General features: G+C 67.2%; 21 protein-coding genes and 1 pseudogene. 12 read left to right on the forward strand and 10 right to left on the reverse strand.

Going from position 1 to position 24,301, the window contains the following annotated elements; all coding sequences use genetic code 11:
- Positions 1-74: 74 nt before the first annotated feature.
- Together J5F18_RS00880 and J5F18_RS00885 are read right to left on the reverse strand one after the other, a co-directional pair.
- Positions 75-1,376 (reverse strand): hypothetical protein, encoded by a 1,302-nt coding sequence (locus tag J5F18_RS00880; protein ID WP_346300491.1) that lies wholly within the window; start codon positions 1,374-1,376, stop codon positions 75-77.
- A gap of 55 nt (positions 1,377-1,431) precedes the next feature.
- Positions 1,432-2,916 carry an aldehyde dehydrogenase family protein gene (locus tag J5F18_RS00885; protein WP_346300492.1) on the reverse strand — a complete coding sequence of 495 codons (1,485 nt, stop codon included), beginning with the start codon at positions 2,914-2,916 and terminating at the stop codon, positions 1,432-1,434.
- Between the two features lie 229 nt (positions 2,917-3,145).
- Between J5F18_RS00885 and J5F18_RS00890 the strand changes: the two genes are divergently transcribed.
- Together J5F18_RS00890 and J5F18_RS00895 are read left to right on the forward strand one after the other, a co-directional pair.
- On the forward strand, positions 3,146-5,089 hold the full coding sequence (locus J5F18_RS00890; RefSeq protein WP_346300493.1) for a sigma-54-dependent Fis family transcriptional regulator: 1,944 nt from the start codon (positions 3,146-3,148) through the stop codon (positions 5,087-5,089).
- Between the two features lie 126 nt (positions 5,090-5,215).
- Complete coding sequence (locus tag J5F18_RS00895; protein WP_346300494.1) at positions 5,216-6,709, forward strand: aldehyde dehydrogenase family protein; 1,494 nt, start codon at positions 5,216-5,218, stop codon at positions 6,707-6,709.
- 96 nt (positions 6,710-6,805) lie between these two features.
- Here the strand turns inward: J5F18_RS00895 and feaR are convergent, their stop codons facing one another.
- Positions 6,806-7,864, reverse strand: a complete 1,059-nt coding sequence (gene feaR, locus J5F18_RS00900; protein ID WP_346300495.1) for a transcriptional regulator FeaR — start codon at positions 7,862-7,864, stop codon at positions 6,806-6,808.
- Positions 7,865-7,906: 42 nt separating this feature from the next.
- Here feaR and J5F18_RS00905 point away from each other — a divergent pair, with 42 nt between their 5' ends.
- The 4 genes from J5F18_RS00905 (at position 7,907) to J5F18_RS00920 (ending at position 12,707) form a co-directional block, all read left to right on the forward strand.
- Positions 7,907-9,448: an APC family permease gene (locus J5F18_RS00905; protein WP_346300496.1), complete on the forward strand. Its 1,542-nt coding sequence runs from the start codon at positions 7,907-7,909 to the stop codon at positions 9,446-9,448.
- 87 nt (positions 9,449-9,535) lie between these two features.
- Positions 9,536-10,408 (forward strand): helix-turn-helix transcriptional regulator, encoded by an 873-nt coding sequence (locus J5F18_RS00910; protein WP_346300497.1) that lies wholly within the window; start codon positions 9,536-9,538, stop codon positions 10,406-10,408.
- 37 nt (positions 10,409-10,445) lie between these two features.
- Positions 10,446-11,714 carry a tyrosine--tRNA ligase gene (tyrS, locus tag J5F18_RS00915; RefSeq protein ID WP_346300498.1) on the forward strand — a complete coding sequence of 423 codons (1,269 nt, stop codon included), beginning with the start codon at positions 10,446-10,448 and terminating at the stop codon, positions 11,712-11,714.
- Positions 11,715-11,768: 54 nt separating this feature from the next.
- Positions 11,769-12,707 carry a helix-turn-helix domain-containing protein gene (locus J5F18_RS00920; protein ID WP_346300499.1) on the forward strand — a complete coding sequence of 313 codons (939 nt, stop codon included), beginning with the start codon at positions 11,769-11,771 and terminating at the stop codon, positions 12,705-12,707.
- A gap of 9 nt (positions 12,708-12,716) precedes the next feature.
- On the opposite strand, the gene J5F18_RS00925 is transcribed toward J5F18_RS00920, so the two are convergent.
- From J5F18_RS00925 to J5F18_RS00935, 3 genes are all read right to left on the reverse strand, one after another.
- Positions 12,717-14,009: an FAD-binding oxidoreductase gene (locus J5F18_RS00925; RefSeq protein WP_346300500.1), complete on the reverse strand. Its 1,293-nt coding sequence runs from the start codon at positions 14,007-14,009 to the stop codon at positions 12,717-12,719.
- 85 nt (positions 14,010-14,094) lie between these two features.
- The gene (locus tag J5F18_RS00930; RefSeq protein WP_346300501.1) at positions 14,095-14,520 is read right to left on the reverse strand and encodes a Rid family hydrolase; all 426 of its coding nucleotides are present in this window, start codon (positions 14,518-14,520) and stop codon (positions 14,095-14,097) included.
- A 77-nt stretch (positions 14,521-14,597) separates the two neighbouring features.
- Entirely contained in the window at positions 14,598-15,737 is a 1,140-nt protein-coding gene (locus J5F18_RS00935) for a tyramine oxidase subunit B (protein ID WP_346300502.1), read from the reverse strand.
- Positions 15,738-15,974: 237 nt separating this feature from the next.
- Here J5F18_RS00935 and J5F18_RS00940 point away from each other — a divergent pair, with 237 nt between their 5' ends.
- The 4 genes from J5F18_RS00940 to J5F18_RS00955 all read left to right on the forward strand — a co-directional run bounded on the left by J5F18_RS00940 (position 15,975) and on the right by J5F18_RS00955 (position 20,294).
- A complete protein-coding gene (locus J5F18_RS00940) occupies positions 15,975-16,952 on the forward strand; it encodes a LuxR C-terminal-related transcriptional regulator (protein ID WP_346300503.1) in 978 nt (325 codons plus the stop codon).
- A 114-nt stretch (positions 16,953-17,066) separates the two neighbouring features.
- Entirely contained in the window at positions 17,067-17,951 is an 885-nt protein-coding gene (locus tag J5F18_RS00945) for a transporter (RefSeq protein WP_346300504.1), read from the forward strand.
- Positions 17,952-17,976: 25 nt separating this feature from the next.
- A complete protein-coding gene (locus J5F18_RS00950; RefSeq protein ID WP_346300505.1) occupies positions 17,977-19,188 on the forward strand; it encodes an MFS transporter in 1,212 nt (403 codons plus the stop codon).
- Entirely contained in the window at positions 19,185-20,294 is a 1,110-nt protein-coding gene (locus J5F18_RS00955) for a class II histone deacetylase (protein ID WP_346300506.1), read from the forward strand. Before J5F18_RS00950 ends, J5F18_RS00955 begins: the two co-directional genes overlap by 4 nt.
- Before the next feature lie 169 nt (positions 20,295-20,463).
- On the opposite strand, the gene J5F18_RS00960 is transcribed toward J5F18_RS00955, so the two are convergent.
- Positions 20,464-20,910, reverse strand: a complete 447-nt coding sequence (locus tag J5F18_RS00960; protein ID WP_346300507.1) for a hypothetical protein — start codon at positions 20,908-20,910, stop codon at positions 20,464-20,466.
- 173 nt (positions 20,911-21,083) lie between these two features.
- Here J5F18_RS00960 and pyrB point away from each other — a divergent pair, with 173 nt between their 5' ends.
- A complete protein-coding gene (gene pyrB / locus J5F18_RS00965) occupies positions 21,084-22,115 on the forward strand; it encodes an aspartate carbamoyltransferase (RefSeq protein WP_346300508.1) in 1,032 nt (343 codons plus the stop codon).
- 66 nt (positions 22,116-22,181) lie between these two features.
- Positions 22,182-22,811 (forward strand): hypothetical protein, encoded by a 630-nt coding sequence (locus tag J5F18_RS00970; protein WP_346300509.1) that lies wholly within the window; start codon positions 22,182-22,184, stop codon positions 22,809-22,811.
- A gap of 39 nt (positions 22,812-22,850) precedes the next feature.
- Here the strand turns inward: J5F18_RS00970 and ruvX are convergent.
- The 3 genes and pseudogenes from ruvX to J5F18_RS00985 all read right to left on the reverse strand — a co-directional run.
- Positions 22,851-23,267 (reverse strand): annotated as a pseudogene (ruvX, locus tag J5F18_RS00975) (Holliday junction resolvase RuvX); the annotation flags it as partial.
- 33 nt (positions 23,268-23,300) lie between these two features.
- Positions 23,301-23,864, reverse strand: a complete 564-nt coding sequence (locus J5F18_RS00980; RefSeq protein ID WP_346300510.1) for a YqgE/AlgH family protein — start codon at positions 23,862-23,864, stop codon at positions 23,301-23,303.
- 17 nt (positions 23,865-23,881) lie between these two features.
- Positions 23,882-24,301, reverse strand: a 420-nt coding sequence (locus tag J5F18_RS00985; RefSeq protein WP_346300511.1) for a TonB family protein, incomplete at its 5' end; no start/stop codon positions are given.

The raw sequence follows: 24,301 nt of genomic DNA on the forward strand, positions 1-24,301 counted from the left end.
CAGCAGCAGGGCCAGGGCGGCCCCGGCGGGGCCGCCGCCGGCGATCAGCACCTCACCCGCGGCGCGCCTCGTGATCAGAAGAACACCCCCACCAGTAGCTGGGCGTAGAAGGACGTGTCGGCATCGCCGAGCTGGATGCCGCCCTCGGCCGCACTCTTGTCAGGACTGTACCAGCCCAGCAGCGGCGAGACATAGAGCCAGTCGGTGGGCAGCCACTCCGCATAGAGGTTGAGCTCGCGCCCGCCCATATCGGGCTGGTCGACGGTGTCGCGGCTGGAGAAGTCGTAGGCCAGCAGCCCCAGGTGCAGGCTCTCGTTGACCGAGCCCTCCAGGCCAAGCCGCCACACCTCGGCATTGCTGTTGAAGGGGCCGGCATAGTTGCCCGCTACCTCGCCCTGGAACCAGGTCCCGTAGCCGCGGGTAAAGCCGTAGAACAGCGGATCCCACTCGGAGGAGAAGCGGCTGTAGCGCAGTGACAGCGTCGGCTGACCGGGTAGCTCACTGAAGGTCCAGGCAGGCTCCAGGGCCCAGGCATTCTCGCGGGTGTCCTTGCGCTGATGGGCAAACTCGCCGCGCAGGGTCAAGGCTGCATCCAGCAGGCGCTGCTCGAGGCGCACCCCGTAGACGTCCATGCCGTCGCGCTCGGCCAGGAAGTCATCGGCCTGGGCCTCATCGACGCCCAGGCCGCGCAGGTAGGTGGCCTCCACCAGGCCGCTGCCATGGTCATGGGCCAGGACAAGGGCCGCCATCTCGGTGCTGGCCTGGGCCGGGTTGTCGGACTCGAACCAGGACAGCTGGCCCTGCCAGCCCGAATGCCCAAGGGTCACCACGGCGGTACGATCGAAGGCCTGGCGGCCGGCCAGGTAGTAGGCGCCACCGCGGTCGAGCTCATCGCCCAAGGCGTCGCCCAGGTTGAGGGCATCGCCGGCTATCAGGAAGCCATCGCCCAGGGTGATCGCCTGGCGCCCGGCGGAGACGTCGAGAGACCAGGGCGAACCGCCCAGAGCCTCACTGCGGTAGCCGACGATGACGTCCTCCAGGTCCAGCTTCCGCTCGTTGCCGGAGGTGAAGCCGGCGGCGTCGCCGTCGCCCCAGGTGGCGGTGCCCACGGTGCTGACCCGGCCATAGAGGCCATCATCCTTGGGGATGAGTTCGGCACCCAGGGTCAGCACGCCCTCCTGCCAGCGATAGCGGCGCGCCTCGGCGGCGCCGGTGGCATAGCCGCGATCGCTATGGAAGGCGCCCAGCAGCGCCTGGAAGTCGAGTTCCACCGTGGAGTGGCCGAGATCGGCCATCTCATAGGCCTGGGCGGGCAGGGCGGCGGCCAGCAGCAGGCCACCCAGCGCCCGACGCGGGAGTCTCTTGTTATTATGCATGGGGATGTCCCTTGGGGTGAAAGGGGCCCCGGCCCGATGCCGGGGCCGAGTCATATCAGACGATCATCACGACCGATTTCTGCTCTGTGTAATGCTCGATCAGGGAGTCGCTGAGCTCGCGACCGATGCCCGACTGCTTGACGCCACCGAAGGGCATGCAGGCATCCAGCAGGTTATGGCCATTGACCCAGACGCTCCCGGCCTCGATTTCCGGGACCAGGCGGTTGACCGCGGCGAGGTCGTTGGACCAGATGCTGGCAGCCAGGCCATAGGGGGAGTCGTTGGCAAGCGTCACCAGCTCGTCCAGTTCGCGGAAGGTCTGCACCACCACCACCGGGCCGAAGATCTCCTCCTGGACACAGCGGCTAGACTGGGCCAGGCCGGTGATCACCGTGGGCTCGACGAAGTAGCCGCTGTCGCGTCCCGTGCCGCCGCCGGTGACGATGGTGCCGCCGTCGGCGCGGGCCTGGTCGATGTAGTCGAGCACCCGACGCTGCTGCTTGGCGGAGACCAGCGGGCCCAGGGTGGTGGTGGGCTCCCAGCCCGGCGCCAGGGTCAGGCCCCGGGCCTGGTCGGTGAGCCGGGCGACGAAGGCGTCATGGATCGACTCGTGGACATAGATCCGCGAGCCGGCGGTGCACACCTGGCCCTGGTTGAAGAAGATCGCCTGGGCGGCGCCGGCGGCGGCGGCCTCGACATCCGCATCGGCCAGCACCATCACCGGCGACTTGCCGCCCAGCTCCAGGGTGGTGCGGGTCAGGTTCTCCATGGCGGCGTGGCCGATCAGCTTGCCCACCGGCGTGGAGCCGGTGAAGGCCACCTTGTTGATGCCCGGATGGGCAGCCAGCGCCGCCCCGGCGGTGTGTCCCAGGCCAGTGACCACGTTGAGGGTGCCGGCGGGGAAGCCCACCTGCTCGACCAACTCGGCCAGCAGCAGGGCGGTCAGGGGAGTGTCCTCGGCGGGCTTGAGCACGATGCTGCAGCCGGCGGCCAGCGCCGGGGCCACCTTCCACGCCGCCATCAGCAGCGGAAAGTTCCAGGGAATGATGGCGCCCACCACGCCGATGGGTTCGCGGCGGGTATAGGCCACGATCTGCTTGTCATCGGGCACGAAGGGCATGGAGGGAGTCATGCTGCGGCCTTCGATCTTGGTGGCCCAACCTGCCGTATAACGAATGAAATCAATCGCCAGGGCCACGTCCATGTACCGCGAGAAGGTAACCGGCTTGCCGTTGTCCAGGGTCTCGAGCAAGGCGAAATCATCGACGCGGGCCTCCAGGGCGTCGGCCAGATCCAGTAGCAGTCTTTCGCGTTGGACCGGACGCGACTTGCGCCAGGTGCGAAAGGCCTTCCGGGCGGCGTCGACTGCGGCGTCGATATCGGCGGCGTCTCCTGCCGGGACCCGGCTTATCACCGCGGCGGTGGCGGGATTATAGACGTCCAGGGTCTCGCCGCTGGCAGCAGGGCGCCACTGGCCCCCGACAAAGAGGGCGTGACTCTTGTCCAGCCAGGATTGAATGGCGACGGAGGGCTGCGTCATGGTTGTGCTCCTGTGGGGCTGATTTATGATTGTGGGGAGACCGCGCCTGGCGCCGCACGGCCCTGCGACTCACTCTGCAAGCCCCATGCCAGCCATGGCATGACAAAATAATCACAATTATATCAGCGCCTTAGCGACTTCCCGCGCACCTTGAACAGCGTTGTCGCGTCGCCAGACACGACGGCTGTCGCATCCTGGGACAATTCGCTAACAGCGCTGGGAGAGGCCCATGATCACCAGAGCCGCCCTGAGAACCCCCGATGTGATTCGCCAGGCCCACGAGCATCTGCGCCGAGGCCAGCTGCCGATAGACCTGCTCGATGCCAGCATCGGCCGCTCCTGGCAGCGCTGCATGGAATACGGCCTGCGGCTCGATACCAGGCCCGAGCTGCCGCGGCTCGAGAGTAGCGAGCTCCGTCAGCAGCGCGAGACCCACCGCCGCCTGCTCGAACTGGCCGACCCTTTGGTCAGCCGGGTGGCCGAGGACCTGCACGGTTGCCAGTTGCTGCTGGCCACCCCGGATGCCACCGTCCTCAAGAGCTACGGCCGGGACTTCGTGCTCGCTGACCGCTTCAAGATCGGAGCTGGCATCAATCTGGACGAACGCTGGTTTGGCACCAATGCCCCAGCCCTTGCGCTCATCGAGCGAGCACCAGTGCTGGTCAAGTCTTGTGAGCATCTGTTGTTCCCCGACAACCCGGTTTCCTGCGTGGCCGCCCCGCTGTTCGATCTCGATGGCGACTGCCTGGGCTTGATCGACCTCACCTTCGATGCCGATCACCCCCGGCCCGAGATCTTCCTGCGCCGAGTGCAACAGCTCACCGGCGCCCTGGAACAGCAGCTGTTCCGCCAGCGCTACCAGCAGCGCTGGGTGCTCCAGATGCATGCCTCACTGGCCGAGCTTGATGGCGTGGCCTGCGGTCTGGTGGCCATCAACGACGCCGGTCTGATCCTGGCGGCGGACCCCCAGGCCACCCAATGGCTGGGGCACGCCTCGGCATCACTAATCGGCCAGCACATAGAGGCGTTGTTGGGTAATACATGGACAGAGATTCGTCGCCAGTGCGAGGGACGCTCGGCCCTGCTGGGGCTGCCGCTCGCCGGCGGCCATCTGGTGGGGCGGCTCAATCCTCCCGAAGCGTGGCAACCGGCAACGCTCGACGGCGAAGCCACCGTCATGCCGATTTCTTCGCCCAAGCCCGCTCGCTCTCGTGACCTGGAGTCGCTGGTGGAAGGCTGGCCGGTAGCACTGGCCCGAGAGGTGCACCGAGCCAGCCGGGCACTGGCGGCGGGGCTTCCCGTGCTGCTCCAAGGCGACACCGGCACCGGCAAGGAACAGCTGGCCCGGGCCCTGCACGCCAGCCTGAGCGAACAGAGTCCCTTCGTGGCGCTCAACTGTGCGGCCCTGCCCGAGAGCCTGATCGAGGCGGAGCTGTTTGGCTACGGAGAAGGCGCCTTTACCGGCGCCCGCAAGGGTGGCTACAGCGGGCGCCTGGTGCAGGCCAATGGCGGTACCCTGCTGCTCGACGAGATCGGCGACATGCCGCCGGCGCTTCAGGCCAGGCTTCTTCGGGTGCTGCAGGAGCGAGTGGTAACACCGCTGGGCGATCACCGCGAGGTACCCATCGACTGCAGGGTGATTGGCGCTAGCCATCGAGACCTGGAAGAGTTGGTGGCAGCCGGCGACTTCCGAGAGGACCTCTTCTATCGCCTGGCCGGGGTGATCGTGGAACTGCCGTCGCTGAACGAGCAGACCGACCTTGCCGAACGCATTCGTGAGCGCTGGACCGCCTTGTGCCATCGCCACAACCGCCATCTCACCCTGGACGACTCCCTGGTCGAGCGCCTGGCGGCCTATCCCTGGCCCGGTAACTGGCGGGAGATGGAACACTGCCTCGAGGCGGCTCTGGTGGGCACGGAAGCAGAGTGCCAACGGCTCACACTGGAGGGGCTCTCGCCGCGCTGGCAGCGCAGGCTGTGGGGACACGCCGCCGGCGGCCCAACCAAGGGGCAAGCCACCGCGGCTGACTCAACCAGCAACGCTCCCCAGGAGCTACGGGAGCTGGAACAGATCCATATGGAACGCACCCTGGAAGCCCATGGCGGCAACATGACCGCCGCCGCCCGGGCACTGGGCATCAGCCGCTCGACGCTCTATCGGCGGCTGGGGTAGGCCTGGCAGGGAGAGGCAGTTCCTCCGGCACCCTGGATCAAGCCGCCCCTTGGCTCTGGTGATAGCGTCATGACCACTAGCCAGGGGTGCCTCCCTTGCCACCATCCAGACCGAGGAAGTAGTCCAATGAGCCAGTCCACGATCCCCCGCCTGCCTGAGGTGGATGACTTTCTTTCCCGCGCCAGCGGGTCCTTCATCGACGGTGAACACATCCCCGGCAGCGGCCGCCACGCCGAGGTCTTCGATCCCTCCAGCGCTACACCGCTGACACACCTGGGCCTCGCCGACAAAGCCATCGTCGACCGGGCCGTTGCCGTCGCCAAGCAGCGCTTCGTTGAAGGTGCCTGGCGTGGCATGACGCCCGCCCAAAGGGAGCGCATCCTGTTACGTTTCGCCGACCTGCTGGAACTGCGTGGCGAGGAGCTGGCCCAGCTCGAGAGCCTCAACCAGGGTAAATCGATCAATATCGCACGCATGATCGACGTGGGCTTCTCGGTGGACTTCATGCGCTACACCGCGGGCTGGACCACCAAGCTGGAGGGCCAGACCACCGATGTCTCCATCGGGGTACCGGATGGCACCAATTTTCATGCCTACACCCTGCGCCAGCCGGTCGGGGTGGTCGCCGGCATCGTGCCCTGGAACTTCCCGATGATGATCGCCCTATGGAAGGTGATCCCGGCCCTGGCAGCGGGCTGCTCCATCGTCATCAAGCCGTCCACGGAGACTCCGCTCAGTGCCCTGCGTCTGGCGGAACTGGCCATAGAGGCAGGTGTCCCCGCCGGCGTTTTCAATGTGGTGGTGGGCGCTGGCTCGATCGCCGGTCAGCGCCTGGCGGAGCATCCGGATATCCGCAAGGTGACCTTCACCGGCAGCACCGCGGTGGGCAAGCAGATCGGCCATGCCGCCGTCGACCACATGGCCTGCTTCTCGCTGGAGCTCGGTGGCAAGAACCCCATGCTGGTACTGGCCGATGCCGACCTGGACAAGGCAGTGAACGGGGCATTGATGGCCGGGCTGCTCAATCAGGGCCAGGTGTGTGCCGCCGCCTCGCGCTTCTATATTCACCGTTCCATCCATGACGCCTTCTGCGAGCGCCTGCACGCCGCGATCCAAGGCATGCGCGCCGGCCCCGGTCTGGACCCCGAGGCGACCGTCAACCCGCTGGTCTCCCATCGCCACCAGCGCAGTGTACTGGCTCATATCGAGCGGGCCGAGGCAGAAGGGGCCCGGGTGCTGCGCGGTGCTGAGGTCCCCGAAACGGGCTTCTACGTCTCGCCGGTGGTCCTCAGCGGGGTCACCCAGCAGATGACGGTGGCCCGGGAGGAGGTCTTCGGGCCGGTACTCTCGGTGATCCCCTTCGACGAGGTCGAGGAGGGGCTGGCCATGGTCAACGACAGCGACCTGGGCCTGGCCGCCAGCTTGTGGACCAATGACCTGTCCCAGGCCATGCGCCTGATCCCGCGTATCGAGGCCGGCACGGTGTGGGTGAACACCCATGTGACCCTGGATGCCAGCCTGCCCTTCGGCGGCGTCAAGCAGTCCGGCGTCGGCCGGGAGTTCGGCCGCGAGGCGGTGGAAGCCTGCACTGAGCTCAAGTCGGTGTGTATCGCCTACTGAGGCTCCTGCCTCTCTCCCTGTTTCTCTTTTTGCGCCCGATGCCATGCCACATCGGGCGCTTTTTTCGTGCCTCTCTTTCAAGGTGCAACAAAACCCTCAATGCAGGCAGTGGCGCTGCCGAAAGTCTCTGGGCGATTCACCGTAGGCCTTCTTGAAGGCTCGGCTGAAGTGTGCCGAATCGGAGAACCCCCAGCGAAAGGCGATCTCGGTGATGGAGAGATGCACCTGCCCCGGGCTGGCAAGCGCTTCCGCACTGCGCTGCAGTCGGTTGCGCTGAATGAAGCGACACACGGTATCGTCGTGGGCCTCGAACAGACGGTAGAGCTGGCGTAGTGAGACGTTCATCCGCTCAGCCAGCGAGGCCGGGGTCAGGTCGGACTCCTGAAGCTGCTGGTCGATCAGCTGGCAGGCGCCCTGGTAGAGGAGCTCGGGGGCCGCCTCCGTCATCCGCTCTCGCCCGGGCTCCAGCGTCAGAGGTATGAGCAGAGCGCTGAGCGCTTCGCTGATCGCCCCTCCCTCGGCAGAGGAGTCATCACCCTCCAGCTGTCGAGAAACGATCCGATTGACCATCAACTGAAGCAGCTGGCCACTCGCGCCACGCGTCTCGACCTTGCCGAAGGGGAGCTGCCGGCCGGGCATGCGGGCTGCCACCCTGTCCCGGGGCAGATGAAGGGAAGCGTGTTCGATCAGGCCTCGGGGCAGGATCTCGAAGGCACGCGCCGAGTCCACCAGCGCCATCTCTCCAGGCATCAACTCCAGGGACCATCCGTTCTGGCTGATACCGGCCTGCCCACGGCGCTGCACGATCAAGAAGCAGTAGCGATCATCTCCCAGTTGGGCGTCACGTTGCCGACGGGCGATCGAGCCCGCGTTGGTACGAATCTCCGCAAGTTCGAATCCACAGGTCTCGCGTGAGCCGATCTCACCGTGAAAAGGGAGATGGTGCGCCGGAGGCCGGGAGTCGAAACGGCCACAGATCCGGCGCAGGGATGTCATCCAGGCGTCGAACGCCGGCTGGGAAGCATGTGTCAGGGTCATGGGCTTCTCGCATGGGCGATTATGGTTGTTTGTGAAACTATTATGGCCGCCATTTATCCCTCTGGCCATCCCCTCCGCCATTACCTGCCGGAAAGATGCCAGTCCCAACGGTGACACCTCACTGTGCCTCGAGACGCACTTGCGAGACCTGGCGTGCAGATGGCGTGGAGCGTCAACTCGCTGACAAGGGCAGGCAAGACGTCGATCGGCTTTGGCCACAGTCTGTTCCTCAGGTTCCAGAGCGCAAGCGCAGCGAATCTAGGCACGACAACGGCAATAACAGGCCTTAGGAGGTTCACGATGATCGATTGTACGCCCGCTCGAGGCGCCAACGAGAGTATCCACCGCCCCAGCTCACCGGGCATTGGCTTCAAGACCATGATCGCTATCTGCGTCGGCTGCGTCGTGGTGCAGGGTGCCATGGCCTCGGCGCTGATGGGCTTCGGCATCGGTGGGCTGAGCTTCCTGGCCGCCATGGGGCTAGCCCTAATTTTCGCTTTCTGTAATGCGATCAGCTTTTCAGAGCTCTCGCTGATGTATCCCTCCTCGTCGGGCACGCTGGCGACCTATACCCAGAAGGCCATCGGCCACTTCCCGGCGATCGTGTCCGTGTTCGCGGGCTACGTGGTGGTGGCGATGTTCGGCCTGTCGGCGGAGCTGATCCTGGTCGATCTCCTGTTGCAGACGCTCTTCCCCGGCGTGCTGCCTCCTTATCTGGTGCCACTGCTGCTGCTTATCGGCCTGGCAGTGCTGAACATCCTGGGCACCGATGTCTTCGCCAGGACGCAGAACCTGTTCACCTTCGCCATGATCGTCGCCATCCTGCTGGTCGGCGCCACGGCGCTGCTGGACACGCCCTCGGCGTCGGTCGCCCAGGTGGCGGCCGGCATCGGCTGGGGCCAGGAGGGCATCTTCGATGGCAGCTTCATCGCACTGACGGCGCTGGCTATGTGGATGTTCGTCGGCTGCGAATTTATCTGCCCGCTGATCAAGGACATCCGCCAGCCGGAACGCCGCGTACCACGGGCGATGTTCGCGTCGCTGCTGATTATCTTCGTGCTGTTTACGCTGTTCTGCCTGGGTGCCGGGCGCTATCTCTCCCAGGAGACGTTGACGACCTCCCCGCTGCCCTATCTTGACCTGGTCGACGGTGTCTTCGGTCAGGCGGGGCTGATCATCGCCACCGTCATGGGGCTGACCGCCACCTGCAGCACCGTCAACACCGTGCTCGCCTCGGTGCCCCGCATGCTCTCCGGGATGGCCGACAACGGCCAGGCGTTCGCCGTCATGGGCCGCATGCATTCGCGCTTCGACACCCCCTGGGTCGGTATCCTGTTCCTGGCGACGATCGTGGCGATCCCGTTTCTGCTCGTCAGCCCGGATCACATCATCATGCTGCTGATCGGCGCCTCGACCAGTTGGCTGCTGGCCTATATCGTCGCCCATATCAACGTTATCGTGCTGCGTGCCAGAAAGCCTGACCATGCACGCCCCTATCGAACCCCCTTCTACCCGATCCCGCAGATCATCGGCATCCTAGGCATGGGCTATGTGGCCGCCAACGCCTCGCCGTCGCCGGACATGACGGCCACCGTCTACACCCTGCTCGGAGCGGTGCTCGGCATCGTCGCCGTGATCGCGCTATTCTGGGTCAAGTTCCGGATGAAGATGGGGCTCTTCGCGCCAGACCTGACCGATTGACGGCTGGCGCATCGAGCGCGCGTCCCCGTGCCGTCCACCGCCGGGTCGTGGTGGCAGCCGGGGCGCACCGCGCCTTGGGGGCGAATTGTGAGCGACCGCCAGATCTCCTTGCTGACCCAGGCCGTCGAGTCGCTGCGCTCGACACGCTTCACTGCGAGCCTGGTGGCCCTGTTGTACGACCTGATCGATTTCGACTGCGCAATCATCATCGGCCATCGCCCCGGCCATGCGCCCATCTACCTCTACGACTCCCTCTCTCAGCAGCGCAACCTGCTGTTCCAGCGCTACCTGATGCAGGCCTGGCGGGGAGACCCCTTCCTGGTCGCCCTCGATAACCACCGCCGGGAGGGGCTCTTCCGGCTCGTCGAGGCCCTGGAGGCCGCCGAGGGGCGGGGCGACCCGGAGTACATGGCGGCCTTCTATCAACAGACTGGCTGGCGGGACGAGCTGTGCCTCGCCGTTTGCCTCGACGCGTCCCGCTGGATCGTCATCTACCTGGGGCGGCTCGCCCCGGGGCCCGGGTTCTCCAGCGAGGCGTACCAGCGCCTGCACGAGCGCTTCGACCTGCTGGCCGCGCTCTGCCGCCAGCACTGGGCGAGCGACCCCTTGACGCTTTCGCACCCAGCCAGCGGCGACAGCGATTCGGTAGGCCTGCTGACGCGTGCCCTCGAGACCTTCGGCGAGGCGCTGCTGACGCCCCGCGAGCGCCAAGTGGCCGCGCTGATGGTACAGGGGTTCACCCCGGAGGAGATCGCAACCCGGCTCGCGATCACCCCGGGCACCGCCAAGAATCATCGCAAACGCCTCTACGCCCGCCTCGGCATCGGCTCCCGGGGGGAGCTGTTTCGGCTGTTTCTGAATCATGCCATCACCCTGGCGACCCAGGAGGGGAGCGTCGGGAAGGGCGATGCCGGAAATTGTCCTTTTAAGGACATCGCCCCTCGGGTGGCCGACCGCTAGCCTCTTTCTCCAGACGCCCCCTTTCTGGAGCCAGACGATGGCGAACGATGCCCACGCCCTGCTCAACGATCTCGAACGCCGCGGCCTGATCGCCCAGTCGAGCCACCCCGAAGCATTGAGGGCGGCACTCGACGAGTCCCAGGTCGTCTACTGCGGCTTCGACCCCACGGCGGGGAGCCTGCATATCGGCCATTTGGTACCGCTGCTGATGCTCAAGCGCTTCCAGGACGCCGGCCACCGGGGCGTAGCGCTGATCGGCAGCGCCACCGGCATGATCGGCGACCCCAGTTTCAAGGCCAGCGAGCGCCGGCTCAATGCCCCCGAGACGGTGCAGGGCTGGGTCGACGACCTGGGCCGGCAGATCCAGCAACTGATGACGCCGCATCTCGATCAGGCGCTGCGGGTAGTCAATAACGCCGACTGGCTACGCGAGATCAGCGTCGTCGATTTCTTCCGCGACGTGGGCAAGCACTTCTCGGTCAACGCCATGATCAACCGCGAGTCCGTGCGCCAGCGCCTGGAGCGCGCCGAACAGGGCATGTCCTTCACCGAATTCAGTTATGGTCTGCTGCAGGCCCGGGATTTCGCCCATCTCAACCGCGAACTGGGCTGCCGGCTACAGATCGGCGGCAACGACCAGTGGGGCAACATCGTCGGCGGCATCGACCTGGTGCGCCGCCTCAATGGCGAGCAGGTATTCGGCCTCACCCTGCCGCTGATCACCAAGGCCGACGGCACCAAGTTCGGCAAGACCGAGAGCGGCACGGTGTGGCTCGACCCGCGCCAGACCTCTCCCTACCACTTCTACCAGTTCTGGCTCAACGTGGAAGACGCCGACGCCTACCGCTTCCTGCGCTACTACACCTTTCTCTCCTGCCACGAGATCGAGGCGATCGAGGCAGAGGACCATCAGGCGCCGGGCAAGCCTTCGGCACAACGTATCTTGGCTGAGGAACTCACACGTTTCGTGCATGGCGAGGCAGGACTCGGCGCGGCACAGCGCATTTCGGCAGCACTGTTCAGCGGCGAGGTGGCCACCCTCAACCGGGAAGAGCTCGAGCAACTCGAGCTCGATGGTCTGCGCTACGTGGCGATCACCGCCGAAAGCACGCTGGAGGAGGCCCTGGTGTCGGCGCAGTTGGCGCCATCCCGGCGTCAGGCCCGCGAGCTGCTAGGACAGGGCGCAGTGCGCGTCAATGGCGGGCGAGTCGAGCAGGGCAGACTCGGCGACACCTTCGCCCTCTTCGATCGCTACTGGATCGTGCAGAAGGGCAAGAAGCAGTTCTGCCTGCTCAAGCGGGCTTGACGCGCTTCTCGATCGGATCTCGTCACTACAACAACAATGTCAGGAAGCAATCCCATGACGATAGCGCTCCATCACTGTGAGGATATCACTGAACATGCCCGCCGGCTGGATGGCTGGCAGCAGGAATACGATCAGCTCGAGGAGGGACATTTCTCCGGCGATATCGTCGACATTGCGGGACGTGAAATGCGACTGTTCCGCGAGAGTGTCAACCTGGGTCTGTCCCAGTCGATACACTTCCCGGAAACCCAGTGGCACCTGGTCCTGCCGACCCACGGGCCAAGCGATGGGCTCTTTCCTGCCGATGCCCTCACGGTGCTGCCACGCTGCGAGCAGTTCTGGAGCGTGGCCCCGGGGCGCTACGACCTGCTGGTGCTGTCTATCGATCGCCACCGCTACGGCTGGCTGGAGCGAGACGAGCGGCGGCTGCGCACCCTGGCGGTGCCGGCGCCCCTGCTGGCCAGTGTCAGACAGCAATGGCGGGGGATGACGGATTATCTGCTGGCGGCGCAGGCCCAGGGCGGCCCACCGTCGAGGTTACAGGCCGTGCTCTCGCGACAGCTCGAGGAGGGCGTCGCACTGCTGCTGGATGACTGCTCGAGATCATTGAGACTCGACCCGGCCTGCTACCGTACCCGGCGCTATATCGTCGATCGCTGCCAGGCGCTGACCCGAGAGCGACCGGACGATCCCCCCTCGCTGATGGCGCTGTGCCGCCGGCTGAAGATCTCGCGTCGCACCCTGCAGTACAGCTTTCAGGCGGAGACCGGCCAGTCGCCGGTACACTACCTGCGCGCGCTGCGGCTCAACGCGGTGCGGCGCAGCCTGCTGCGGGAGCCCAGCCAACGCATCGCCGATGCCGCCGCCCAGCAGGGGTTCTTCCATCAGAGCTATTTCGGGCGCGAGTATCGCCGGCTGTTCCGGGAAGCGCCCTCCACCACCCTGAACCGCGCCTTGGGTCAAGAGTCGCGAGGCGGCCGCCACGCCCCTTAGCCACGTCCCTTAGAAGCGATCGAAGCGGTAGGGGGCCGGATCGATGATGGGGTCGTCACCGAGTAAAAGGTCAGCCGCCAGTTGACCCGCAGCCGGCGAGGTGCCGAAGCCGTGGCCAGAGAAGCCAGAAGCGACAGTCAGCCCCGGTACGCCGGGGACCGCCCCGATCACCGGATTGGAGTCCGGGGTGATATCGATCATGCCGGCCCAGGCGGCTTCCACGCTGGCCCCCTCGAACACCGGCCAGGCGGCGGCGAGATTGCGCCGGGCCTCGTCATTGATCTTGGCATTGGCCGGTGGGTCCATGGTACGCAGGCGCTCGAAGGGTGAGCGCTTGCCGGCCCCCCAGCGCCTGGGTAGCGCCAGATCGCGCAGGAAGTGCTTGCCCAGCGAGAGCCTCAGGAGGTGGCGCTGAGAGCGCAACGCGCCCAGATAGCGGGAACCGATCAGCAGATGATCCAGCATCAGGGGGGCATCGAGGGCGCCACGCTGGGTGACGATAAAGCCGCCATCCCGGTGCTTGCGGAAGGAGAAATCCGGTGCCCCCACGGCGATCTCCGTCGGCCCCTCCATCGGCGCGGTCTTGAATACCGAACAGATCAGCGGCAGCGTCGGCAGCGACACCCCGAGGTTGCCCAGGAAACGCCGCGACCAGAGGCCACCGGCCAGCAGCGCCTGGTCGCAGCAGATCTCGCCCTTCTCGGTCACCACGCCGCTGACCCTGCCACCCGTCATCGAGAGAGTACGCACCGCGCAGTTCTCGACGATCACCGCCCCCCTGGCCATGGCGGCCCTGGCGATGGCGCTGGAGGCCAGGGTGGGCTCGGCCCTCCCGTCGGAGGGGGTGTAGATGCCGCCGGCCCAGTCCCCCTGGCCGCCGGGCACCCGGCGGTCGATCTCCCGGGAGCTCAGCAACTGCGAGTCCAGAGACAGGGACGCCACCGACGTCAGCCAGGCCTCGTGCACGGCCAGCTGCTCGGCGGTACGGGCCAGGAACATGATCCCTGACCGGCGATAGCCGACATCGCTGCCGACACGCTCGGCCATGCCGGCCCACAGCCGATCCGCCGCCTGTGACAGGGGCACGTCCTCCGGATGGCGGCTGGTCTTGCGGATCCATCCCAGGTTGCGCGAGGACTGCTCGCCGGCGAGGCGTCCCTTCTCCAGCACGACCACCGGGATCCTGCGCTCCGACAGCGCCAGGGCCGCGGTGAGGCCGATGATGCCGCCACCGATGATCACCACGCTCGTCGAGGCAGGGAAGTCGCTGGACGTTTGAACTGGCGCTATTGTCGGTGCCATGGCAGGAAGCCCTCGAGGTATCGGAATATCAACGAAGCGGCGGCGGCCCGCCCTGCAGGCCGCACCGGAAAGCGAGTGGACTGCGTTACTGGGCGGAGGTGTCGATCCGCTCCACGTCGGCGCTGCCGGCGCCTCGATAGGCGGTCACTTCCAGCTCGACCTTGTAGACCTCGGCGCCCAGCGGCGGGCAGGTCACGGTGATGGAGGGATCGACGCCGCGCATCTTCTGGCCGAAGAGGGTCATGACGGTTTCGGTATCGGCCGGGTTCTGGATGAAGATCTTCGCGGCAACGATGTCGGACAGGCCGCTGCCCACCGTGCCGAGCGCCCCTTCGATGTTGGCAAAGACCTGCAGCAGTTGCTCGCTCACGTCTTCGGGGATCTCCTTGGTGTCGGGGTTGCGGCCGGCGGTGTTGGACACGAGGATCCAGTTGTCGACGGCCACCAGGCGCGAGTAGCTGGCGTGTTCCTCGAACTTCGAACCTGTCTTGACTTTGACGATCTTGGTCATGGTGTTGTCCTGTTGGGAATGAGAGAGGGGAGCCGGCGGCGCCTTGCGGGACGGGCCGGCAGGTCGTGCGGTGGCCCTCAGCGCAGCAGCGGCTCGTCCCACAGGTTGAGCTTGACGCCGATGCCCTGCTCGATCGCCTTGCGATAGACCACGGTGGCCCAGGCCACGTCCTCGACCGGCATGCCACCGACCGACATCAGGATGATCTCGTCATCGTTCCGGCGGCCCGGCGCATCGCCGGCCACGATCGCGCCCAGATCCTCGAGGGCGTCGGCGGAGAAGCTGCCCTCCTCGATCATGTCCATGAACTTCATGCCGACCAGCGGAATGCAGTGGTGGGCAGGCTTGGGCACTTCCTCGTACCAGGCCTGGTAGAGGCCAGTGTTGTCGAGCACCTTGCGCACGTCCGGTGCTTCCATGCCGGCGTCGAAGTTGCAGGGGGCCGGCATGGCCAGGAAGGTGCCCGGGCTGACCCACTCGCGCTTGACCAGCGGATAGTCATCGGGGTTGCCCACTTCTCCCGAGGCGCAGTAGGTCACGATGTCGGAATCGCGCACGACCGCTTCGATGTCGTCGACCACCCGGATGGTGGTGATCTGTGGGTAATTCTCACGAACCCAGTCGGTGAAGATGTCGAGGCTCTTCTGCCCGCGCCCCTTGACCTTGACGGTGTCGATCTGCGGACAGGCGGCAACGAAGGCGGCCAGCGAGGTGCGCGCCATCACGCCGGGCCCGAAGATGCCCACGACCCTCGAATCCTTTCTCGCCAGATGGCGGGCACCGACGCCCGGCACCGCGCCGGTACGGTAGGCCGAGAGCAAGTTGGCCGACATGTACGCCAAAGGGGCGGCGGTGTCGGCATCGCTGAGCGTGAACATCAGGATGGAGCGCGGTAGCCCCTTCTCCTTGTTCGCGATATTGGAGCCGTACCACTTGACGCCTGCCGTGCAGAAGTTGCCGCCCAGGTAGGCGGGCATCGCCATCATGCGGCGGTCGGCGGTGGGCTTGGGCATGGTGGGAAAGGGCGACTCTTCGGGGAACATGATCATGGCCCCGTGGGAATCGTTGTTCGGCCCCGCCATGCGGTAGTCGCCGTGATGAAGAAGCCCGAACATCTCCTCCATGGTGTCCACGCAGGCCGCCATATCGGTGACGCCGGCTCGAACCATGTCGGATTCCGAGAGATAGATGAAGTCGATACGAGTGTCATGGGTCATGGCTGAATTCCGATTTATTATTGGATACCGGGCTGCCAGAGCAGTTATCGGTATTCATGTTGCGCGCCGGTATCCCCCGGCGTTAGCACAAATCGGCAATTCAGTGATCGACGGAATCGAGTCCATCGGTTGCCACCCATCGTTCATCTGCACGATGGTCAGGGCTTCCCGAGGCGGCCAAGATGCCTACATGGCCCGTTTTACTGGCCACTTCAATAACAACAACGGTACCCGACGATGACCAAGCCCGATGCCGCGGCGTCCGACGACCTGCTGGGCGCCTTCAGTCAGCTGCTCTGGGATCTCAACCGGCTCGCCCAGGAGCAGCCGCTGCCCGACTTCCACCCCGCCGCCCTGGCGCGGCTGCAGGAGCTGCTGGCCTTCGACTGCGCCTGGTGGGGACGCACGGCGCTGGTCGACAGCCAGATCGAGGAGCACAGCCGCTACCTCTTCGAGCTCCCCGAGGCGTATCTGGCCGACTGGCGCGCTATCGAGCACCAGGACGTCACCGTGGAGCGCGCCCACCGCCAGCCTGGCCAGGCGGTGATCGTCGATATGCGCGCCACCACCCCAGGGCTCGCCTGGCTGGGAGAGCGCCATGGCCTGGGCGAGCTGCTCTGCGTGATCCACACCAACCCGCGCACCCGGCTCAGCGATCACCTCTCCCTCTATCGGCGCCCGGGATCCCCCCGCTTCGGCGAGCGGGAGCGCCGGCTATTGACCCACCTGATCGCCCACCTCTCGGCGGCGGTGGACGCCAGCCAGATCCGCACCCTGGTGGCCCGCCGCGAACACCTGGAGAGCCAGCAGCACCTGGCCCTGGCGGTCTGCGATCGCCAGGGCGTACTGCATAGCGCCGAGCGGGGCTTCAGCGACCTGCTCTGCGACGAGTGGCCCGACTGGCAGGGGCCCAGGCTTCCGGTGGACCTGGACGAGACCGGCTACCAGGGTGAGAGAGTCCACATCCAGTGCCGCCCGGTGCTCGACCTCTGGCTGCTCACCGTCTGCCGCCTGGGCCCCCTGGCCTGCCTCAGCGACCGGGAGCTGGTGGTGGCCCAGCACTTCGGCGTAGGCCTCACCTACAAGGAAATCGCCCGGGAACTGGCGATCGCCCCCAGTACGGTGCGCCACCACCTGCGCAGCATCTACCAGAAGCTCGGCGTTCACGACAAGGCCAGCATCGCCACCCTGGTCGACCGCTCGCCACCGGGCTGACCCGACGCGGGCTCCGCCCCTCCCAACCGGCTCCATGCCATCACCGCTATCGCCCGCTTTTGCCGGGTGACGGGCCCGCCTATGCCCGCGATTTCCCAACCGAGAGGACACACCATGACAACGCCTCCCACGCTGCGACGCCTCGCCACCGGCCTGGCCACGGCCCTGGCGCTGGTCGCCACCAGCACCCAGGCCGCCGATCTCAATGCCCGCGACTTCCTCACAGCCCCGGCAGGCACCTCGGTGGGGGTGCTCTACCTGGCCAACCAGCAGGCCGATCGCTTCCACGGCGCCGCCGACCCGGAGGGCCGCGCCCGCCTCGACGTGAATGCCCTGGCCTATCGCCAGCTCTGGTTCAGCGACGTCTGCGGCCGCCTCTGCACGCCCCAGTTCATCCTGCCCCTGGTGGAAGTGGATGCCCGCCTCCCCGGCGCCGCCGAGCGGGAGCGCCAGAGTGGCCTGGGGGATCCCCAGGTGGGCGGTACCCTGTTTTTCATCGACCGTCCCGAGAGCCGCACTGCCAGCGGCCTGCTGACGCTGCTGACCCTGCCCATCGGCGATTACGACAGCCAGCGCCCGGGCACCTCCCCCGGCGCCAACCGCTGGGCGACCACCTTCGTCTACAACCATACCCAGGGTGTGGGCGACGACTGGATCCTGGAGGCCAACCTGGAGGCCCAGCTCTACGGCGACAACGACGACTACCTGGGCATGACCCTGGAGCAGGACCCGCTCTACCGCCTCCAGGCCTTCGCCTCCTATGACATCACCTCCAGCACCTATGGCGCGCTGCGACTGATCCATGCCCGGGGCGGCGCCCTGCACCTGGAGGGGCAGGCCCTGGACAACACCCGCCAGCGCTATACCCAAGTGGGCGTGGAGCTGGGTTACCAGCTCACGCCCCGTAACCAGCTGATGCTGGCCCTCTCCCGTAACGTCGACACCGACAACGCCTTCCACGGCAGCCAGGCCCTGCTGCGCCTGGCCCATGTGTGGTGAGCCACAACAACCCGGAGATCCCCTCATGACTCTCGAGACATCGGTTCCCGCTCGCACCTCGCAACGCCGAATGATCCTCGCCATCGTCGCCTTCGCCGCCCTGGCCCCGGCGGTGCTGATGGCGGCCCCCGCCATCGCCGGCCAGTTGGTCGCCCAGCTAGGGCTGGGGCCGGCCCAGGTCGGCAACCTCTTCTCCGCCGAGCTGGGCGCCATGAGCCTGGCCACCCTGCCCGCCTACTGGTGGCTGCCGCGGGTCTCCTGGCGCCGGGCGGCGCTGCTGGCGGGCCTGGTGTTCATCATCGGCAATATCGCCTCGGCGCTGGTCGGCCACACCGACTTTGGCCTGCTGATGGCCCTTCGCATGGTGACCGCCTTCGCCGGCGGCTCGCTGATGATCCTGTGCATCTCGGCGGCGGCCCTGACCGCCAACAAGGATGGCGTCTACGGCCTCTGGGTGATGGGCCAGCTGGTGGTAGGCGCCCTGGGCCTGGCGCTGCTGCCGCCGCTGTTCGAGGCCTTCGGCCTGGCGATCCTCTACTGGCTGCTGGCGGGGCTGATGCTGGCCTGCCTGCCGCTGGTCACGGCGCTGCCGGCGCGGGCCACCCGACAGGCCGCGGCCCGGCATCGTCCGCCGCTGCCGCGCCTCGAGGCGGGGCTCGGCATCCTGGCGATCCTGGCCTTCTATATCGGGCTCAGCGGCGTCTGGACCTTTATCGGCGCCATCGCCACCGAGAGCGGCATCTCCGCCGAGCGCAGCGGTACCATCCTGGCCCTCGCCACCCTGCTGGGGGTCCTCGGCGCCGCCTGCGCCAGCCTGCTGGGCGGCTGGGCCGCCAAGGGGCAGGGGCGCCGCCTGATGCTGCTGGGTGGTTATGGTGTCATGGTCGCCGCCACCCTGGCGCTGATCGGCTACCCGGGGCTGGCCCGTTTCGTGATCGCCGCCCTGGCCTTCAAGTTCACCTGGACCTTTATCCTGCCCTTCGCCCTGGCCAGCCTGGCCGAACTGGACGCCTCCGGGCGGTTGATGAACACCATCAACCTGGTGATCGGCGGCGGGCTGGCCCTGGGGCCCCTGCTCGCCGGCCGGCTGATCGAGGCCCAGGGCAACCATACCGCCATGCTGCTGGGCGCCGCCCTGATCGGCCTGCTCTCCCTGGTCCTGATCCTTTTCGCCGGCGGCGCCTCGGCGGCGTCCCGTGCCACTCGACCCACCGCATCCCGAGGAGCGACCCCATGAAACGCCGTACCGCCTTCTTCTTCGACGAACACTGCCTGTGGCACAGCGCCGGCCAGCACGCCCTGATCATGCCAGTGGGCGGCTGGGTGCAACCCCCCGCCGCCGGCGGCCTGGCCGAGTCACCTGAGACCAAACGCCGCTTCAAGACCCTGATGGATGTCTCGAGGCTGACCCGGGCCCTCGACCTGCGCACGGCGCCGCCGGCCAGCGAGGAAGCGCTGTTGCGGATTCATCCTGCCGACTACCTGGCCCGCTTCCAGGCGCTGAGCGATGCCGGCGGTGGCGAGCTGGGCGACTTCGCCCCCATCGGCCCGGGCAGCTACGAGATCGCCCGGCTCTCCGCGGGGCTGGCCATCGAGGCGGTGGCCACGGTGCTGCGCGGCGAGGCGGACAATGCCTACGCCCTGTCGCGGCCACCGGGTCACCACTGTCTGCCGGATCGCGCCATGGGCTTCTGCATGCTGGCCAATATCCCCATCGCCATCGAGGCCGCCAAGGCCCGCTTCGGCCTGACGCGGGTCGCGGTGATCGACTGGGACGTGCACCATGGCAACGGCACCCAGCACATCTACTACGAGCGCGACGATGTGCTGACCATCTCCCTGCATCAGGAGGGCTGCTTCCCGCCGGGCTACAGCGGTGCCGAGGATCGCGGCAGCGGCGCCGGCCTCGGCCACAACCTCAATATCCCGCTGCTGCCCGGCGGCGGCGAAGACGCCTACCGTCACGCCATGGCGCGTCTCGTGGTGCCGGCCCTGGAGCGCTTCGAGCCGGAGCTGATCCTCGTCGCCTGCGGCTTCGACGCCAACGGCCTCGATCCGCTGGCGCGGATGCTGCTGACCAGCGAGGCCTATCGGGAGATGACCCGAACGCTGCGCGAGGCCGCCGAGCGGCTCTGCGGCGGGCGCCTGGTGATGGTCCACGAGGGCGGCTACTCGGAGGCCTATGTGCCCTTCTGCGGCCACGCGGTGGTGGAAGAGCTCAGCGGCATACGCACCGAAGTCGAGGATCCCATGCTCGACTTCCTGCGCCAGCAGCAACCCAACGCCGAGCTGCAAGCCTTCCAGCGGGAGCAATTGGATCGTCTGGCGGCCAGTTGGCGATAGAAGTTGGGCAAGGACAGGAAGAAGTGGGGATGGGCTCGGCCCACCGGCGTGGCTATCTGTGCGGCGTGTAGTAACAGCCGTACCGCAGCACCCTTCGGCAGAGCCCGATGCCATACGGCCTCTCCTATCCTTGGATAGCAGAGGCCGTCAGCATTGACACAAGATCATTCTAGGAAGCCGAGACACCCTTTTCCTCGAAGGCCGGGGCGTTGGGGCAGAAGGTGCGGCAGGTGGCGGCATCGGCGCCGTGGCGCAGGGCGCTCCAGCAGCGGCCCACGGCGGAGCAGCGGTTGCAGGTACGCTCGAGGCCCGTCAGCTCCTGATCCGCCTCGAACTGCACCGGGGACACGCCGAAGCGGACCATCATCTCCGGCATCAGAGTCCGGGCCGGGATCAGGCCGGCGGTGTCACCGCTCGCCAGGCGGTGGGCCACCGCCGCCTCGAAGGGAGGCGCCAGGGGCGTCTCGAGATCACCGATCAGCTGTTCATAGACGCTGGGGGCTTCCGAGCGGATGTCTCGAGCCATCTGATTGGCGGAAGCCTCGAAGCAACGCTCGACGAAGCGCTCCAGCCAGCTGGAACCTTGGGTGACGGGGGTGTCGTGGGCAGGGGTCATGGCACTTCTCCGTAACGAATTTTGCATGCTCACAGTATCCGCCCCCTCTCGGCGAGGCGCCTTGACCCAGGTCATTAAAGTTTCAAGCGAAACCATATCGGCAGAGCGTGCCCGCAGAGGGTGGCTGGCGCTACACTACGCACCACCCTTCGCCGCCACCTTCGAGGCCTTCGATGAGCCGCCACCTGCTCTCCGTCGATTCCCTGACCCGTGACCACGTCGACCACCTGATGCGCCTCGCCGCCCGCATGGAACCCATCGCCCAGCGGCGCCAGGTCACCCGGGTGCTGGAGGGGGCCGTGCTCGGCAACCTCTTCTTCGAGGCCAGCACCCGCACAAGGGTCAGCTTCAACGCCGCCTTCTGCCGCCTGGGCGGCAGCGTCTGCGACACCACCGGCTTCACCTTCTCCTCCATGGCCAAGGGCGAGTCGCTCTACGACACCAGCCGAGTGATGAGCGGCTACTGCGATGCCATCGTGATGCGCCACCCCGACCAGGGCTCGGTGGCGGAGTTCGCCGCCGCCATCAACGTGCCGGTGATCAACGGCGGCGACGGCCCCGGCGAGCACCCCAGCCAGGCGCTGCTCGACCTCTACACCATCGACAAGGAGTTCGCCCGCCTCGGCAAGCGGCTGGCCGGCGCCCACGTGCTGATGACCGGCGACCTCAAGTACGGGCGCACCGTGCACTCGCTGATCAAGCTGCTCTCGCTCCACGATCCGATGCGCATCACCCTGGTCTCCCCACCGGGGCTGGAGATGCCCAGCCACCTGGTCGACCTGGTGGCCTCGCGCGGGCACCGGGTGGAGCAGCGTGACAGCCTGGCCAGCGACTTCTCCGACCTGGACGTGGTCTACACCACCCGCATCCAGAAGGAGCGCTTCACCGAGGAGATGAGCGAGAGCTTCGCGGGGATCTCCGAGGAGTTCGTGGTCAATCGCGCCTTCCTCGACCAGCGCTGCAGCGACACCACCATCGTCCTGCACCCGCTGCCCCGGGACAGCCGCCCCGGCGCCAACGACCTCGACGTGGACCTCAACGGCGACCCGCGCCTGGCGATCTTCCGCCAGACCGATAACGGCATCCCCGTGCGCATGGCGATCTTCGCCAGCCTGCTCGAGGTGGACGAGCTGATCGAGCAGGAGCTGGGCCCGGTGCGCTGGTTCGTGCCGAAGCGCCTGGGCGTTGACGACCGCGAGCTGTGACGGGCGGGCGTCGCCGCGCGCTTCGCCTATGCTTGATGTCTAACGTCAGCCCGGGAGGAGAGACCCATGAGCCTGCAACGCGCCTACCGCCTTCTGGCGGTGTTCTATTCCCTGCTGCTGCTGATCGGGGTGATCGCCCTGCTGGCCGGTGGCGGCACCCCGCTGGCCCTGGCCCACCTGGTGGTGGGGGGCCTGGCGGTGGCCGGGCTCTGGGGCTATGTGCTGGAGCGGGGGTTCATGGGGCCGCGAATGTGGCGGCCGCTGGCCGTGGTGCTCGCCTTGGGCGCGGTGGTGCAGCTGCTCGCGGTGCTGACGATCTCCCTGGACGGCGTCACCCTCACCTGGATGCTGACCAGCGCCGTCTTCGCGCTGCTGGTGGTGGTGATCCTCTACCGCTACGGTGACCGCGACCAGGCGATCTGGGCCACCCCCGAGGAGCTCGAGGCCGCCCGGCGGCTGGACGCGCTGCTGGAGGGCAAGGCACGGCTCGAGGCCCAGAAGCGCGAGGGGGGCCGGGAGGCCAGCGTGCAGGTGGTGAAGGCGGGCAGCGAGTACCGCGCCAGCGTGACGCGCCGCCGCGACGGGCAGCAGGAGCGCTTCGAGGAGCGTTTCCACCACCCGGCCACCCTGGTGTTCTTCCTCGACAAGTTCACCGGGCTCTCGGTGAACGACTTCCAGCGCCCCGACGCGGCCTGAGGAAGCGGCCGCCGCAGGCCCCCCGGCGTCAGCGCGGGCGGCGAACCAGCGCTCGACGATCAGCACCGCGCTGATGCCGTCGACGCTCGCCTCCCGGTAGTTGCCGCGGTGGCCGCGCTCCCGGGCGATCACCTTGGCCTCGCCGGTGGAGCCGCGCTCGTCGACCATCTCGCAGGGCACCCCGAAGCGGCCGAACAGGCGCTTGCCGAACTTGCGGGCGCGGGTGCTCATCGGCTGCTCCTGCCCGTCGGCGGTCAGCGGCAGCCCCACCACGAAGAGATCCGGCCGCCACTCCTCCACCAGCCGGGCCACCCGGGTCCAGTCGGGAATCCCGTCGCGGGCCGGCAGGGGCTCGAGCTCGCGGGCGCTGGCCAGCAGCTCGTTGCCCACCGCCACGCCGATGCGCCGGGTGCCGAAGTCGAAGCCCAGCACCAGCCGCTCGCCGGCTCTCGCCATCAGCGACCTGCCTTCATCGGCTCGACGCCGGCATCAGGAGTGCCCCGCCTCGCGGGTCATCAGGTTGAGATCGACGCCGAGGATCCCGGCCGCCGCCCCCAGGCGCTGCTCCGGCGGCACCTCGAAGAGGATATCGGCGCGCCCCTCCACGGTGAGCCAGGCGTTGTCGAGGATCTCCTGCTCCAGCTGACCGGCCTCCCAGCCGGCGCAGCCCAGGCAGATCAGGAAGTCCTCGGGGCCACGGCCCTCGGCCAGCGCCTGGAGCATGTCCATGGAGGTGGTCAGGGCCAGCTCCTCGCTGACCTGGATGCTGGAGTCCCAGGGGGTGCTCGAGCCGCGATGCAGGATGAAGCCGCGATCCTTGTGGACCGGGCCGCCGTAGTAGACCGGGGCATGGCGGTGGGGGCTCTCCTCGCCGCCCAGCTCGAGCTGCTCGAAGAGCGCCTCCAGGGTCAGCTCCAGCGGCCGATTGACGATCACCCCCATGGTGCCCTTCTCGTCATGATCGCACAGGTAGCTGAGGCTACCGGCGAAGTTGGGGTCTTCCAGGTGCGGCATCGCCAGCAGGAAGTGGTCCTTCAAACCGAAATGTTGCATGAGACTCCCCGGCGGTCCTATCGCACGCCGTAGTGATTGCCTTTGCCGAACCGCCAGACGCGCGTGATGGAGAGGCTGTCCAGGTTGCCCATGTCCGCGTCGAAGGGGCGATAGGGCGCGGCCCCGTGCACGGTATCCAGCGCGGCCTGGTCGAGTTCGGCATGTCCTGATGATTGTATCACCTCCGCCTGGCGAAGCCCGCCGTCGGCGCCGATCACCACGCGGATGCGCAGCTGCCCCTGGAGGTGGCGCGGCGCCGGGTGCACGCGGTTGCCGTAGTCCTCCACCCGGCGGGTCCAGTCGTCGATGTAGCGCGCCTCGGCGGCGCGCTGGGCGGGGGGCTGCGCGCCCTCGCCGGCGGGACCGGCCGCCTCCGGGCTGAGCCCCTGCTCGCGGATGCTGCGGGTGGCCTGGGCCAGCAGGTCGCGGCCCGAGGC

The organism is Halomonas sp. BM-2019, assembly GCF_017584085.1.